Origin of the sequence: Faecalimonas sp. LCP19S3_D12, assembly GCF_052121495.1 — a bacterium.
Classification (GTDB): Bacteria; Bacillota; Clostridia; order Lachnospirales; family Lachnospiraceae; genus Faecalimonas.
The window spans coordinates 21,089-37,671 of record NZ_JBQKED010000034.1 but is presented as its reverse complement, the minus strand read 5'-3'; the positions used below and the strand labels follow the sequence as shown (position 1 = coordinate 37,671).

At 40.0% G+C, this 16,583-nt stretch carries 11 protein-coding genes; 2 read left to right on the top strand and 9 right to left on the bottom strand.

Features of this window, described 5'->3' with window-relative positions; all coding sequences use genetic code 11:
* Window positions 1–206: 206 nt before the first annotated feature.
* The 4 genes from ACTQXY_RS10955 to ACTQXY_RS10940 all read right to left on the bottom strand — a co-directional run bounded on the left by ACTQXY_RS10955 (window position 207) and on the right by ACTQXY_RS10940 (window position 5,341).
* The gene (locus ACTQXY_RS10955) at window positions 207–1,661 is read right to left on the bottom strand and encodes a family 1 glycosylhydrolase (protein ID WP_441659483.1); all 1,455 of its coding nucleotides are present in this window, start codon (window positions 1,659–1,661) and stop codon (window positions 207–209) included.
* Between the two features lie 19 nt (window positions 1,662–1,680).
* Window positions 1,681–3,570 (bottom strand): beta-glucoside-specific PTS transporter subunit IIABC, encoded by a 1,890-nt coding sequence (locus ACTQXY_RS10950; protein WP_441659482.1) that lies wholly within the window; start codon window positions 3,568–3,570, stop codon window positions 1,681–1,683.
* A 139-nt stretch (window positions 3,571–3,709) separates the two neighbouring features.
* Window positions 3,710–4,546: a BglG family transcription antiterminator LicT gene (gene licT, locus ACTQXY_RS10945; RefSeq protein WP_441659481.1), complete on the bottom strand. Its 837-nt coding sequence runs from the start codon at window positions 4,544–4,546 to the stop codon at window positions 3,710–3,712.
* A gap of 201 nt (window positions 4,547–4,747) precedes the next feature.
* Complete coding sequence (locus ACTQXY_RS10940; RefSeq protein ID WP_441659480.1) at window positions 4,748–5,341, bottom strand: TetR/AcrR family transcriptional regulator; 594 nt, start codon at window positions 5,339–5,341, stop codon at window positions 4,748–4,750.
* Window positions 5,342–5,537: 196 nt separating this feature from the next.
* On the opposite strand from ACTQXY_RS10940, the gene ACTQXY_RS10935 reads away from it, so the two are divergent.
* Together ACTQXY_RS10935 and ACTQXY_RS10930 are read left to right on the top strand one after the other, a co-directional pair.
* The gene (locus ACTQXY_RS10935) at window positions 5,538–8,063 is read left to right on the top strand and encodes a YhgE/Pip family protein (RefSeq protein WP_441659479.1); all 2,526 of its coding nucleotides are present in this window, start codon (window positions 5,538–5,540) and stop codon (window positions 8,061–8,063) included.
* A 4-nt stretch (window positions 8,064–8,067) separates the two neighbouring features.
* The gene (locus ACTQXY_RS10930; protein ID WP_441659478.1) at window positions 8,068–10,245 is read left to right on the top strand and encodes a YhgE/Pip family protein; all 2,178 of its coding nucleotides are present in this window, start codon (window positions 8,068–8,070) and stop codon (window positions 10,243–10,245) included.
* Window positions 10,246–10,271: 26 nt separating this feature from the next.
* On the opposite strand, the gene ACTQXY_RS10925 is transcribed toward ACTQXY_RS10930, so the two are convergent.
* The 5 genes from ACTQXY_RS10925 to rbr all read right to left on the bottom strand — a co-directional run bounded on the left by ACTQXY_RS10925 (window position 10,272) and on the right by rbr (window position 16,556).
* Window positions 10,272–11,330: an STAS-like domain-containing protein gene (locus ACTQXY_RS10925; RefSeq protein WP_441659477.1), complete on the bottom strand. Its 1,059-nt coding sequence runs from the start codon at window positions 11,328–11,330 to the stop codon at window positions 10,272–10,274.
* Window positions 11,331–11,519: 189 nt separating this feature from the next.
* Entirely contained in the window at window positions 11,520–12,950 is a 1,431-nt protein-coding gene (locus tag ACTQXY_RS10920; RefSeq protein ID WP_441659476.1) for a DUF512 domain-containing protein, read from the bottom strand.
* A gap of 146 nt (window positions 12,951–13,096) precedes the next feature.
* Window positions 13,097–14,374 carry an adenylosuccinate synthase gene (locus ACTQXY_RS10915; protein ID WP_441659475.1) on the bottom strand — a complete coding sequence of 426 codons (1,278 nt, stop codon included), beginning with the start codon at window positions 14,372–14,374 and terminating at the stop codon, window positions 13,097–13,099.
* A gap of 14 nt (window positions 14,375–14,388) precedes the next feature.
* The gene (gene purB / locus ACTQXY_RS10910) at window positions 14,389–15,825 is read right to left on the bottom strand and encodes an adenylosuccinate lyase (protein ID WP_373206594.1); all 1,437 of its coding nucleotides are present in this window, start codon (window positions 15,823–15,825) and stop codon (window positions 14,389–14,391) included.
* A 191-nt stretch (window positions 15,826–16,016) separates the two neighbouring features.
* Window positions 16,017–16,556: a rubrerythrin gene (gene rbr, locus ACTQXY_RS10905; RefSeq protein ID WP_022250578.1), complete on the bottom strand. Its 540-nt coding sequence runs from the start codon at window positions 16,554–16,556 to the stop codon at window positions 16,017–16,019.
* Window positions 16,557–16,583 lie beyond the last annotated feature (27 nt).

Here is a 16,583-nt window from a genome sequence, read left to right as displayed (position 1 = left end):
ATAGAAGGTTTTTATATCTTCTAACGAGCGTCATCTTGTTCTCATGCCCGACTTTGTGCGGGCTATTTTCATTCATTGTTCCAACAAAAATCGGAATTTCCTATTATATAAGAAAGAATCTCGCGAAGCGAGATTCTCTTCTCTTTCTCATCGTTCATTTATTAGCACTTTATCACACTAATTTATCATCGTCAAGAAGTTTTCTTTTATTTATATAGATTTTCACCATTTGTGGCAATCACATCTTTATACCAGTAATAGCTGTCTTTTTTATAGCGGTTCAACGTTCCGCCTTCTTCGTTGCGATCCACATATACAAATCCATATCGTTTCTGATACCCGTTCAGCCAGCTTAGCAAATCTGTAAATGACCATGTACAATATGCTAACACTTCACACCCTTCTTCGATCGCCTCACCCAATGCTTTCAAATGCTCTTTCAGATACTCAACACGATATACGTCATGAACCGCACCATCCTCCTCTAATTTGTCAAATGCCCCCAATCCATTTTCGGATATGATAATCGGCAGCGCATAGCGGCTCGTGATTTCGCGACAGCAAAATTGAAGTCCCTTAGGATCAATGCTCCAATCCCAGTCTGTTGTCATAAGATACGGATTCGCCGGATTTTTATAAATTCCAGGAATTCCGATTTCCTGTGCAGTTCCTTTTTTTCCTGTTGTGTTCATCGTTCCGTACGGCGTAACACCATCTAATGGATTGTATTCGCATACGCAGCTCTGGTAATAGTTTACACCCATAAAAGTGATCTCTTTTGCAGCTTCTTTCAAAATTTCTTCATCACCGCTTTGCATTTGAGGCGCAATTTTCTTTTTCTTCAAATAGGTCATTGCCGCTTTCGGATATCGTCCATATGCATAGACATCCATCCACCAATAATTTTTCAAATCATCATAATTGCTTTTTGCCATTGCATTGATCGGCTTACAGTCCAGCGCATAAGAAGGTGTGTATGCAAAGCTTGCTCCGATCTCACCTTTGTATCCCATCTCGCGATAGGCAAGAACCGCTTTCGCATGTGCCATAAAAGCGTGATGATTTACTTGATAAAACATCTTCTGATCGTCAAATTTTCCCGGCGGATGCTGCGCTGTCAGCCAGCCAAGTGAAGTGAAAATATTCTGTTCATTTAATGTAATCCAATATTTTACCTTGTCTCCCCAGTTTTGGAACAATGTCTTTGCGTAGGTTACATAATCGTCAATAATTTCCGCGCTCTCCCATCCGCCATAAGAATCCACAAGCGCCTGTGGCAAATCCCAGTGAAAGATTGTCACCATTGGCTCAATGTGATTTTTCAGACACTCTTCAATCACATCCCCATAAAAAGTAATCCCTTTCTCATTGATCTCGCCTTTTCCTTTTGGGAAAATTCTCGCCCACGAAATGGAAAACCGGTATGTTTTCAATCCCATCTCCGCCATCAGCCTGATATCTTCTTTATAGCGGTGATAATGATCAACCGCAACATCGCCTGTCGTCTCTTTGTATGTCTTCCCCGGAATTCTGACAAACTCATCCCAGTTTGTCATTCCTTTTCCATCTTCCGCATATGCCCCCTCAATCTGATATGCTGCTGAGGCACTTCCCCATAAAAAGTCTTTTGGAAATGCTGTTTTTTCGATCTGTTCCATCATTTTTCTCCTCTCACACTTACTATCTGATTGTCAAAATTGAATCTAACACGTTTGCTTTTCCTGTTTTTACAGCTTTTATTTCTCGATATCGGTTTGTATTTGAAATAATCACCGGTGTCATAAGATCATACTCCTGCTCTATTTTCTCCTTTTCAAAAGTAAGAAGCACATCTCCTTTTTTCACCTCATCGCCTGTCTTTTTCATCGGATGAAAATACTGACCTTTTAAGTTCACAGTATCAATACCAACATGGATCAGAAGCTCCACACCTTTATCACTCGTTAAACCTACTGCATGACCAGTTTCAAACATCATATCTACTTTACCGTCAAATGGCGCATATACAACGCCTTCAGCCGGAATGACCGCAACCCCTTTTCCTAAAATTTCCTGTGAAAAAGTTGCATCCTTCACTTGATTTAACGAAACAATTTCTCCTGCTAATGGGTTTAAGACTGTAATGTCTTCGCCATCTATCAACTCTGGTTCTTCTTTTACTTCCTCGAAATACTCTTCTTCGTCATCTTCATCTACAACATCTTCAAACCCGATTAACATAGTAGCAATAAATGCAACTATCACTGTGATCAAGATTGTGAGCGCTGCAATCAAAAGACTCATCGGACGGCTTTCTTCCACATATTGAACAATCGTTACAATTGCAGGTGTGGCAATTCCAAAGCATTTCAATTGGAAGAATCCTCCAAACAAACCACCTGCCACAGCCCCGATACATGCTCCAAGCATTGGTCGTTTCAATCGCAAGGTTACTCCGTAAAGAGCCGGTTCTGTAATTCCCGCAAGAAGTGCTGAAAATGCAGAGGAACCTGCAATTTGTTTAAAATCTTTATTTTTACTTTTGATGGCAACTGCAAGCGATGCTGCTCCCTGTGCCATATTTGAACAAAGTTCTCCAATACAAATAAAATTCTCATATCCTGTTGTTGCGATCATACCAAGTTTAATCGGTGTAAATGCATGATGCATTCCTGCCATGACTACAAACGGATAAATACCTGCAACGAGTCCGACCGCAATAAAGCCTAATTTATCATGAATGAAATAAACCACATCTGATAAAACATTTCCGCAAATAGCACCAAGTGGTCCTAATATGATCAATGCAATCGGTGCCTCTATCAATACGACAAGCATTGGTTTTAAAAAGTTTTTCGTAATGACCGGTGTGATTTTATCCACAAATTTTTCTACATATTTCAGTGACCACACTGCTAAAATAATCGGAATGACCGAATAAGAATAGGTTGCGTATGTCACCGGTATAAAGCCTAAAAATCGAATTGTCTCATTTGCATCGTGCGCGGTTGTCATCATACTGATGAAATTAGGATGCAGCATAATCAATGCAATACTTGCCGCATAATATACATTCGTGCCAAATTTTTTAGATGCAGACACTGCAATGAGAACCGGCATGAAGAAGAATGCGCCATCCCCTATCACATTCAAGAGTTGGTACGTATCCCCACTTGTATTTAGCACTCCAATCATTGGCAGCAATGTCAAAAGCACTTTGATCATCGCAGCTCCGATGATCGCCGGAATGACAGGAGTCATAATTCCTGAAATCGTATCCATTAACATGGTTAAAATATTTTTCTTCTCAGTGCTGTTTTCCTTCTTTTTCGGTACTCGATTTGAAAAGTTCCCCAATTTGTTCAATTCTTCATAGACATATCCCACATCATTTCCTATGATGATCTGATATTGTCCTCCTTTCTTCATAACCCCCATAACACCTTTTGTCTTTTTGACTGCCTCATCATCTACGATGGACTCGTCTTTCAAATTAAAACGAAGTCTGGTCATGCAGTGTACCAGTCCGGTGACATTTTCTGCTCCACCTACACGTTGTAAAATTTTCTTTGCTACGCTTTCGTAATCCATACTTTTTCCCTCTCTTCATTGCTTATTGGTTTTAATATAAAAAAGACTCGACCACAAAAAGACGCCATTTCCCGGGATAGCCTCTTTTTATGATCAAGTCTTGCTTAACTGAATAATAACAAACCTTAATAATTTTATTCTATTGTTCATCTAGTATTCGTTTTATATGAATCAACAAATATAATTGTTCATCAATACTCAACGTATAATCATATTGTTTTTTGATCAGCGTGGACACTTTCTCCACACCTTTATATGCGTATGCATTCTGTTCTACCATAACATCATAAATCTCATGCATACTATCTTTATATGTTTTTCCACTAAAAATTCTTGCTGAAAAGAATTTTAAATGTGTGAGAAATCTCTGATAAGAAACTGAAGTTTCATCAAACTCTATTTTGAAATGAATTCTGACAATCTGCATAATTGCATTTATCAATTCCACAATCTTTCTCACAACCGGTGTGTCACTACTTTCCATCTCTGAAGAAACAATATGCATAGCAATAAAAGCTGCCTCATCATTTTCCAGTGAAATTCCTGTCTCTTCCTGTATCCACTTTACAGTTCTTTCTCCCAGTTCATATTCTTTCGGATAGAATTTCTGAATATCCATCTTTATCATATTCTTTAGATGAATACCTTCGGCATGCCTTTCAATCACCGAATTAATATGGTCTGTCAGTGTGATATACAACACTTCATTTATCTTCAGATGGTACTCCGTTTTTGCTGCCTGCACTACTTTTCCTACAATTTCAAGGTATCGTTCCGATATCGCCTTAACAATTTCCTGCAATGTGTGATTCTTGTCATGATCTTCCAGGCAATATATCTTATCAATCAGAGTATCGTCTATACACTCACCTTTTTTCTTTTTAAACCCAATCCCGGGACCTGTGATAATCACTTCTCTTTTCTTTTCATCGATTGTCACAACGGAGTTTGTGTTCAAAACTCTAAGAATCTTCAATCTGCGTGCTCCCTCCTATAGAATAAAAAAACTGCTTATAATACCGCTCTCTAAAGTATTATAAACAGTCTTGCTTACCCTCACGTAATAACAAACTTAATATCTATAATTAGAATAACAGTCCGGTCCCTATTTGTCCATACCCTTTTTCATTTTTATTGATTTTACACAGTTTTATCTTTCTGTTTTTATGCATGTTCTCTAAATATTTTCGGTTGATGTTTTCCCACCTACGTTATCAAAAAATGCACGCATGGAACTGGTCACCATCTGAAACATTAATTTTGCCGCATCTTCCGGAGATTTATCCTCGCCTTCTTCCAGCCATGTTTTCACAAATCCCAGACATCCATTCCAGCAAAATGAGTAAAAATACTTCATCTCAGCAAGCTGCTCAGGCAGCATATCTCCTCGCACATGCCGACTATATTGTTCCAAAAAGTTTTCAATTCGTCTCACAAACGCAATATCCCCGTGAGGACCCACAAGCGCACAGCCAATTTCCCTGTTTGCTGCCAGCACCCGGAACATATCCTGCATAAAAAAATAAATACTTTTTTCTCCTTCCTCAATCGGATGCTCCTGAATTGCTCTCCCCATCTCTTCTAAAATCTCATCTTCTATCTCTTTGAGCATTCCTGGAATATCAGAATAATGGAGATAAAAGGTTGAACGATTAATATCCACTTTATCAACCAACTCTTTCACCGTAATTTCTCGAATACTCTTCTCCCTCATCAACTGTGCCAATCCCGCTCTCAACTGGCTTTTTGTCTTTCTGACTCTGCGATCCATTTTCTTCTTTCCTTTCCTTATTTTATATAATTTTATATGTATCCCAACATTTTTTTCATATCTGTCTATAATTCAACATTTCCCTTAATTATTAATGGTTGTAAATCGATTTTTTCATTAATATAATACTTTTTGTTAAAAAAATCAACATGGTATCTATTTACTAGAATATTTTTAGAAAAGAGGCTTGTATTTTATGAAAAAATCATTTCGAATTTTCCGACGCGACTTATCAAGACTTATGCATAATCGGGCCGCAATTCTTGTTACGATAGGCGTCTGCCTACTGCCATCGCTCTATGCATGGTTCAATATTGCAGCCAATATCGATCCATATGGCAGTACATCCGGTATCAAAATTGCAGTTGCCAACAATGACACACAGGCAACTGATCAAGATATCACAATTAATGCCGGGCTGGAAATCTTAGATAATCTGAAAGAAAACAAACAACTCGGCTGGGTATTTACCTCTGAGAAAAAAGCAGTAGACGGAGTTAAATCAGGCAAATATTATGCTGCCATTGTCATCCCGAAAGATTTCAGCAGTTCTCTGCTTAGTATCTTATCCGGAAATTTAAAAACTCCGGAACTAGACTATTATATCAACGAAAAAGCAAATGCGATCGCACCAAAAATAACAAGTAGTGGTGCCAGCACGATTCAGGAAGAGATAAACAGCACCTTTTCCGCTGTGGCATCGGAGTCTGTCTCCTCCGTACTTAAAGAATCTGCCGGAAAGCTGTCCAATACACTTGGGACAGTAAATTCCAATGTAATTGCAATGCTCAATAAGACTGAAAACAACCTTGCGTCCTACGAAAAGCTTCTCCAGACCTTTTCTTCCGATACTGCCAGTACACAGTCTTCCATTGCAAACGCTGCCAAGACTTCAGAATCTTTAAAAAATTCAGCGACATCAGGTGCTTCCGCACTTGAAAACTCTATCTCAACCCTAAAGGACGCCAGAAGTGCAGCTGGAGATTTTTCTTCCGCTCTCTCTGGTTCTGTTTCACAAGGGGAAAACCTCCTTGAGCAAGCAAGCAGTTCTATTTCTTCGGGACTTGACAATCTGGAATCCAAAACACAATCTGTCAATAACTCTATTGGAAATGCTTTAGATGCCGCAAATTCTGTTACCGAGTTAAACGGAAAGATTTTAGCTGATTTGGAAGAACTCAGCTCTTTCTTACCTGACAAGATTACGGAAAGTATCCAAAAACTTCAAGCACAAAATCAGCGTAATCAGGAATTGGTAGATTCCTTGACTGTCGGAAACAAAGGTATTTCAGATGCTATTTCAACTGCATCTACTTCCCGAAAAGAGATTGCCGGAATTGCTTCTGACAGCATCGACAGCCTTCATACCTTCCGTTCTACACTAGATCAGAATATACTTCCTCAGCTAAATCAGACTTTAGATCTGTTTTCTTCTGTAACCGGTGAACTGACAGGACTTCTAAATGGTTTTCCTGCCACAGCAGATCAAATGAATGGAATTCTGGCACAACTTGAAAAGAGCCTTAAGAGTACAAACGAAGCACTTGACGGCACAAAAACCGCTCTGCAGGATGTTCAGGGGCACATTGATACCATCCAGACAGATATCAATGCACTGGCAAGTTCTGATGCTTTTCAGACACTGCTCTCATTAGAAGGGGTCGATGACAAGTCTGTCGCTTCCTTCATGTCTTCTCCTGTAGAGATTCAGACAGAACGACTGTATCCGGTAAAAAATTACGGTTCTTCCATGACACCGTTCTATACGAATCTCGCTATTTGGGTAGGCGGAATCGTACTGATTGCCATCTTTAAAATGGAAGTAGACAAAGATCACTCCATGCGCAATTATGGATCTGCTTCTCTTTACTTCGGACGTTGGCTTTTGTATGCAACTGTAGGCGTCGTACAGGGAATTATCGTCACTGCCGGCGACATTTTCCTTCCGGGTGTACAATGTACTAATCCGGCAGCATTAATACTGACGGGAGCAGTCTGCTCTTTCGTATATGTAAATATTATTTATGCTCTTTCCCTTACATTCAAACATATCGGAAAAGCATTGTGTGTCATACTGGTAATTCTGCAAATTCCAGGTTCCTCTGGAACCTATCCAATCGAGATGACCCCTGCCTTCTTCCAAAATCTGCATCCGTTGCTCCCATTTACTTATGGTGTCACTGCAATGAGAGAATGTATTGCTGGAATGTACGGCAGCACTTATATACATAATCTGCTCATTTTACTACTGTATGTGCCAATCTCCCTTTTGATCGGACTTGGTATCAGACCTCTTTTATCTGGGCTCAACCGACTGTTTGATCAAAAATTAGCCGAGACGGAATTGATGATCGGCGAAACACCAACTGAAGTGGTAGGAAAAAAGATACAACTTTCTATGCTTCTTTCTGCTTCGTTGTCACAGGAAGAATTGCAGATACAAACCGCTTCCAAAGCACAGGCATTTGAAAAGAACTATCAGAAAATGATAAAAATTGGGTTCCTTGCTATTTTGATTGTTCCTCTAATTTTCCTGATTTTGATGTTCAGTCTGGACTCCAAACTCGTATGCCTTGTTCTTTGGATTCTATCCATCATTTTGATTGCAACATGGCTTATTATAGTGGAATATCTCCACAGCGCATTTGCCAATCAACAGAAACTCGCAGGTATGTCTTTCAATGAAATGCTGGAATCATTCCGCAAAAAGGAGGAGGATTAAGACTATGAAGAATATATTTCAGATTTTTTATCACGACATCAAGAAAATCCGTAAAAACGTCATTGCGTTGATTGTTATTCTCGGAATTACCATTGTTCCTTCCCTCTATGCGTGGTTCAACATTGCTGCAAGCTGGGATCCATATGGAAATACAGGGGACTTGAAAGTTGCTATAGCCAGCCAGGATAAAGGATACGACGGTGAACTGATTCCGGTCAAACTAAACTTAGGTGATCAGATTCTATCTGAATTGCATGAAAATACACAACTCAATTGGGTTTTCACAAATGCCAAGGATGCTAAAAAAGGAGTCAAGTCAGGACGTTACTATGCAGCATTAGTGATTCCAAAAGATTTTAGTCAGGACATGATGAGTCTTTTTTCTCCTGATGTCACACATCCTAAGATCACTTACTATATCAACGAAAAGGAAAATGCAATTGCTCCAAAGATAACGGACAAGGGGGCAACTGCTGTACAACAACAGGTAAACAGTACCTTTACAGAGACTATTTCTAAGACTGCCTTAGAAGCATTCCAGTATGTTGCTGATATCTCTAAGCAATCTGGAGACAAAACGCTAACAGATAACCTTGCGGCATCGCTTGCAAATATCTCACAGGATTTATCCTCTGCCGCCGGCACTGTACAAGCATTTTCAGATATGTCAGACGCCGCTTCCCTTATGCTCGATACGACTTCTGAGTTTCTCGAACAATCCGGAAACGGAACACAGGACAGCCTGAATGCACTGAACGATGCAGGAGATGGCATCAGTTCTCTCACTTCTGCAATTACCGGAACTACCACCGCTGTCAATCAGGCATTGGCAGACAACAAAAAGTTTTATACAGCTGTCTCAGACGCTTTAGACTCTGCTCTTAGTTCTTTTTCTTCTGACAGTGATACAACTGCATCAGCACTTTCCTCTGTCGGAGACCGGGTGCAAAAGCTTATAGACGGCTATACTTCCCTATCCGATTCATTGACTGCACTCAAAGAGTCTTATCCTGTTCTGACTCCTTCTGTAGATGCAATCAATCGGCGTATTGCTGAAGCAATCGAACATCAGACATCTATCAAAAATGAACTAGATTCTGCACAATCGCAAATCACCGGCACTACCCAAGATGCCACCGCTTTAAAAGCAGATGTCGATCGTCTGATTGCCGACAGCGTTCAATCGATTACAGATGTCAAAAATAGTTTTGAAGCAAATGTAAAAGATGAACTTGACAGCTTAGCAAACAATGTTGATAATACCGGCTCTTCTGTCTCAACATTATTACAGCAGCTAAATAACAGTGTATCTAACATCTCCAAAGCATCTGATAAATCAGCTTCAAATTTGTCAGAAGTACACAGCACACTAAATGAATCAGCCTCATTACTTTCGGATCTTTCCGAAAAGCTAAGTTCTGCTTCTCAGACTATGACATTCTCCGGAAGCGACGGCATGGCTATTCTGACCTCTCTGCTGTCAGAAGGTTCCGAAAGCGTCTCTGCTTTCCTTGCCTCTCCTGTCAGTCTGTCAGAGCATGCTATTTACCCAATCAGCAACTACGGTTCTTCCATGGCACCGTTTTACTCAACACTTGCAATTTGGGTCGGAGGCATTGTATTAGTTGCCATGCTAAAAGTAACTGTAGCGGAAAGTACCGTTTCCAAGCTCAGAAATCCGAAAGCCCACCAGTTGTATATCGGACGTAGTATCCTTTTACTGGGTGTCGGACTTTTACAGAGCGGACTCATTTGTCTTGGAGATTTGTTCTATTTGCAAATTCAATGTGAACACCCATTTTTATTTCTCCTTGCCGGATGGTTCACAAGTATTGTCTATGTGAGCATCATCTATGCTTTGACTGTTTCATTCGGAGATATCGGAAAAGCAATCTGTGTTGTTCTGCTTGTTATGCAAGTTGCAGGAAGTGGTGGAACCTTCCCAATTGAAGTTGCACCGGAATTTTTCCAGAAAGTATATCCGCTGCTTCCATTTACTCACAGCATGAATGCCATGCGCGAATGTATCGCCGGATTCTACGGAAACACTTATTGGAAAGAACTTGGTACACTTGCTCTCTTCCTGATACCGGCATTACTTCTTGGACTTGTACTTCGTAAGCCAGTCATCCGACTTAATGACGCTTTTACAGAGAAATTAGAGAGCACACATCTCATCTAATACATCAGCAGCGGGAATCACAAAAACTAGTGGTTTCCGTTGCTTTTTACATGTTGTATCATCCCTGCGACCTCCTCATTCGCATTATTTACAGTCAACACAATATCCGGATGACGATTCTGAAACACTCTAAATATCTCATCGGCAAATCCTTGCCCCATAAAATCAATTTCCGAAAAATCAAAAATCACTTCTTTAAATTCTTCCAAGCGACTCACAATTCTTCTCGCCTGTGATCTTGCAACCGGTTCGCCCTGACGACAAAATTCTTTCATTGGAATCAGAGTCTTTACAACCCCTTCCCCAAGAGGCGCAAACATATCAAACACTTCTCGCGCCGTCCGCTTCGTATCATTTTCCAATTTCATCTGTACCATCGTTCCAATATGATTCAATTTTGTATAATAAGCAATTAAATGACTTCTTATAAATTTTGCTTCATCATCACACCGATTACTATACACCACATCTTCTGACCACAAGGCAAATTGCGCCAGCATCTTGGAAGTAAAAAAGATCCCCTCTCCGGAATGACTCTCTGGACTCGTTGTGAATTTTCCTTTATACAATTCCATCCTTGCCTGTGCCGTGTCCATCTTGATATGAAGCTGCTGATCGGCATATTGTCGAATACTGTTAAAAATTCCAATCCCGTCATCTGCAATGGAAATTTCTGTATACAGTACATCTTTCTTCACCTTACAACAGATTCTTTTTGCCTTCGCATGTTCAATTGCATTATTCATCATCTCTGTAAACGCATAGTACCAAATCTTTCTGGAATTCTCGGAAAGATCATTTAAAATCGGGGATACTTTGTCAAAGTAAAATGTATCTTCTTCCAAGTCTTCAACATTGTCCACTTCCCACTCTTCTTCCACGGTAATCAAGCAATATCCACATTCTTTATCCGCATTCGGAACGATGATTTTTTGTTCCACACACTCTTTCAGATATCTTTTTACAGTCGTAATAGAGACCTCAAAGTTTTCCATCGTTTTCTGGGCATACGCGCCATCGTCCTGACGAATCTTCTCTAACATATACTTTTTAATCCATTCTCGTTTTTCTTCTGTAAATGACATTTCCTCACCTTCATTCAAACTTTATTTTTATATATACAAACTATATCATTTTTATTTTCGAATTACAATACAGTAAAATATAATTTTAAATTTATTTAGTGTTTCCAATATCCTTCTATGATATTTTCTAATGCAAAAAAAATTCTCCTGTGATTTCATTTCTTCACAGGAGAATTCCCCAACTTTTTATTACTTTTCATCTTTTTTATATGCCTGTATATAGACAAAATTATCATTTTCTCTTTCCATAGCATAATCCACATTCAATATCGCATCGATCAGATCTTGTCCACCTGATTCCACTGCGGTCACCTCCATCTCAAGTGCCCGCCTTGCATCTTCCACTGTCAGATCGTCCAAAAATACCTGTTCACCGCTTCTTAACATGTTGCCTGGAATCAGAAGCGTATCACCAAGTTTCACGCCGCTTTCTTTCTTTTCTTTCAGTTGACCGATCAAATCCTGACCGGTAATCAGTCCTGACACGGTAATCGTCTCACCAAAGAAATCATTCCGAATCGCATATACATGAACGGTAAGTCCCGGAAATTCTTCCATCAATGTCTGAGCAAACTTACTGATTGTCTGGTAGGTCAGTTTACCTGTGGCAATTGTAACCGTTCTTGAAAATGATTTCTTCATCTGTTCATATTCCTGACTTCTTCGAAGCTGCTCTAATGCTTCCTGAAATTCATTGATCAAAAGACGCATCATTCCGACACCATTCTCCAGCTGAATATATCCGTCATAGCGTTCTTCCTCCGGAAATTCCCGTCCCGCCAGAATATACCATTCATCACTGGCATGAATAAAATGCAGACCGAATTCCTCATAATATTTCTTTTGGCGGCTCTCGATCATATCGATCACCTGCCCTGCTTCTTCTTTCGTAAATAGCTCAAGCGGATACAGGCCTTCTCGGTACTTTGTAATTCCTGCCGGCACCGCAGACACACTTCTCATAAACGGAAGAAATTTTGAGAGATCGTCGATCGTCCGCTCCAGCTCTTTCCCGTCATTGACATTCTTACATACAACAACCTGACCATTCATCTCGATATGGTTTTCATATAGGATATCTAAAAATTTCAGTTTCTCTCCCGCAAAACGATTATGCAGCATCTTACATCGCAATTCCGGATTAGTAGTCTGCACGGATATATTGATCGGCGCCAAATGCATCTGTATGATACGTTCAATATCAGGCAGCTTCATATTTGTCAACGTGATATAGTTTCCCTGCAAAAAGGACAGTCTGGAGTCGTCATCTTTAAAATAAAGTGTCTCGCGCATTCCCGGCGGCATCTGATCAATAAAGCAGAAAATACACTTATTGCTGCAGGTACGGTATTCGCTCATAAGCCCATTCTCGAATTCAATTCCAAGATCTTCATCATAATCTTTGTCAATCTCCAGAAGCCATTCTTCCCCATCCTGTTTTTCGACCAACACCTCAATATATTCATTTTTTATCAAATATCTGTAGTCAAAGACATCCTGTATCGCCCGATCGTTGATTGCAAGGAGCACATCCCCGGCTTCAATCTCCAACTCCTCTGCGATTGAATCCGGATACACCTCTTTAATAACATGTCTTTGTTCTTTCTCTTTCTTATTCAAAACATACCTCTCATCATTTAATTTATTATTTTACACTTTACATTCCTTTATTATACTTGTTTTCTTAATTGACTTCCACCGGTTATCGCACAAAAATAAAAAAGTTGTTCATCTGCTCATAAGACAAACAACTTTTCATCTAAAAATTAGAACGTTTTAATATATGCGTCACGCTCTGCTCCTACAGAAACATATTTTACCGGACACTCAATCACTTTTTCAATGTATTGGATATACTCAAGCGCCTCTTTTGGCAAATCTTCTTTTGTACGGCAGCCACTGATATCGCACTTAAAGCCTTTCATATATTCATATACAGGCTTTGCTGCATTCAATGAATCAATGTCAGAAGGGAATGTATGAATCACTTCTCCGTTCAACTCATAAGCCGTACAAACCGGAATCTCATCCATATAAGAAAGCACATCTAACTTTGTCAATGCAACATATGTGCATCCCTGCATCTTCGCACCATAACGGGAAGCAACCACATCAAATCCACCGACTCTTCTTGGTCTTCCTGTTGCTGCACCATACTCACCGCCTGCCATACGAAGAGCCTCTGCTTCTTCTCCAAACATCTCACATGTAAATGGTCCTTCACCTACACAACTTGAGTACGCTTTCATAATACCAATGCTCTCATCTAATTTTGCAAATGGTGCGCCTGCTCCAATCGGTGCATATGCTGCCAATGTTGTGGACGCTGATGTATATGGATAAATACCAAAATCAATATCACGAAGCGCTCCGAGCTGTGCTTCAAAAATAATTGATTTTCCATCATTCATTGCATCTGAAAGATACTCTGTTGTGTTGCATACAAATGATGCAAAAAATGTACCGTATTTTTCAAGCCATGCAAACATCTCGTCCGCCTGAACCGGCGCATTTTTATATCCGCCTTCCACAGTCAGATTCTTCCATTCAAGCACATCTGCAAGTCTTTTCTTCAATGTATCCATGTGAAGCAGATCTCCCATGCGGAACGCTTTTTTCATATATTTGTCCGCATATACCGGAGAGATTCCACGACGTGTAGAACCAAACTTTTTATCTGCCAGACGATCTTCCTCCAGACAGTCTAAAAGCTTGTGATATGGCATACAAATCGTTGCTCTGTCACTGATTTTTAAATTCTTTGGAGTTACAGAAACACCTGCTTCCTCCAGTTTTTGTACCTCTCCGTATAAATGTTCCAGATCAATTACCACTCCTGGTCCTAAAATATTCACCGTATCCTCACGGCAAATCCCTGACGGCATCAGGTTCATAATAAATTTTCCTTTTTCGTTGATCACTGTATGACCCGCATTATTTCCACCTTGATAACGAACAACTACGTCATAATCCTCGCTCAGAAGGTCTACCATTCTTCCCTTTCCTTCATCGCCCCAGTTCGTACCTACAATCGCTGTTAACATATTTCAAACTCCTTTCAGACATTAATATCCGCTGTAACACTTGGTTCATCTTTAGACTGTTCCAGCACCGGTGCCACAATCTCTTTTAAAAATTTGTCGCATTGATGTGCAGCCATTCCGGTAAATGTCTCCGGCTGCATCAACATCTCAATCTCTTCATCAGAAAGCGCAAATGTGTCGTCGGCTTTGATTCTGTCCAACAAATCATTCTTCTTTCCATACAATTTCACCTGTTCTGCAGCCTTCACGGAATGCTGGCGAATTGCCTCATGCAGAACCTGTCTGTCTCCGTTTTTATTCTTCACGCAATACATCATAATATTCTCCGTTGCCATAAACGGAAGTTCCTCTTCCAAATGCTGTCTGATCACAGCCGGATATACTTTCATACCACGCACTACATTGATATACAAATTCAAAATTGCATCTACCGCGAGAAATGCTTCCGGTACAGATAAACGTTTGTTAGCCGAGTCATCCAATGTTCTCTCGAACCACTGTGCAGAGGCTGTCACTGCGGTATTCTGCAGGTCACAGATCACATAGCGTGCCAAAGAAGCCATTCTCTCACTTCTCATTGGATTTCTCTTATATGCCATCGCAGAAGAACCGATCTGCTTCTCCTCAAACGGTTCATCCACCTCTTTTAAATGACTCAAAAGTCTGATGTCACTTGAAAACTTAGATACACTTTGGGCAATTCCTGAAAGCACCTGTAAGACAGCAAAATCTACTTTACGTGTATACGTTTGTCCACTTACACTCTGGCATTTCGAAAATCCTATCTTTTCTGCAATCTTCTGTTCTAATAATTCTACTTTTTTCTCATCTCCGTCAAAAAGCTCTAAAAAGCTTGCTCCGGTTCCTGTTGTTCCTTTGCATCCAAGCAGTCTCATACTATCTAATTGAAAGTCCAACTGCTCCAGATCAAACAACAGGTCATTCAGCCAAAGGCATGCTCTCTTTCCGACTGTTGTAGGCTGTGCTGCCTGAAAATGTGTATATGCAAGTGTTGGCAGTGATTTGTATTGTTCCGCGAACTTGCTGAGTGCGTCTATCGCATTGACTAAAAGCACGCGCACTCTCTTTAATGCTGTATGCATTAAAATAATGTCTGTATTATCTCCAACATAGCAGGAAGTTGCTCCGAGATGGATAATTCCAGCCGCATTCGGACATGCATCTCCAAACGCATGCACATGCGCCATCACATCATGGCGAAGTTCTAATTCGTACTTTTTCGCAGCTTCATAATCAATATTATGAATCTGTGACTTCATTTCCTCAATCTGTTCTTCTGTGATCGGCAACCCTAATTCTTTTTCGCTCTCTGCGAGTGCTACCCATAATTTTCTCCACATAGAAAACTTCTGGTCTGCCGAAAAAATATTTTGCATCTCATAACTTGCATATCTGCCACATAGTGGCGACTGGTAAATATCTGTTCTCATCTTTCCTCCTACTTTGACCTGTCAAATAAAATAGAATAAGACAAAGATACCATGAAAACATCTGTTACACTCTGTTTTCAAGACCTCTTTGTCCTTACGTCAAACATGATATACCTATGAGAAAGTATTGTCAAGTTTTTTGTTCGCATACATTCCTTATTTAAAGCAGATAAGCCGTTTTCTGTTTCATTTTAATAATTTTCAGCCCGAACTTCAAAATAGCTCTGAGGATGAGCACATGTTGGACAAACTTCCGGTGCTTTTGTTCCCACTACAAGATGACCACAGTTTCTGCACTCCCATACTTTCACTTCACTTTTTTCAAACACAGCTGCCGTCTCGACATTCTTCAATAATGCTCTATACCGTTCCTCGTGATGCTTCTCAATCTCGGCTACAAGGCGAAATTTTGCTGCCAGTTCCGGAAATCCTTCCTCTTCTGCTGTCTTCGCAAATCCCTCATACATATCTGTCCACTCGTAATTTTCACCTTCTGCGGCTGCTTTCAGATTATCTGCCGTATTTCCGATTCCGTTTAATTCTTTAAACCACATCTTCGCATGCTCTTTTTCATTATCCGCCGTCTTTTGGAATAATGCAGCAATCTGCTCATAACCTTCTTTTTTTGCTACGGAAGCGAAATAAGTGTATTTATTTCTCGCCTCCGACTCTCCTGAAAAAGCACTTCTTAAATTTTTTTCTGTCTCTGTTCCCACATACTTATTGTTCATAAAAATCATCTCCTTACTTTTTAACAT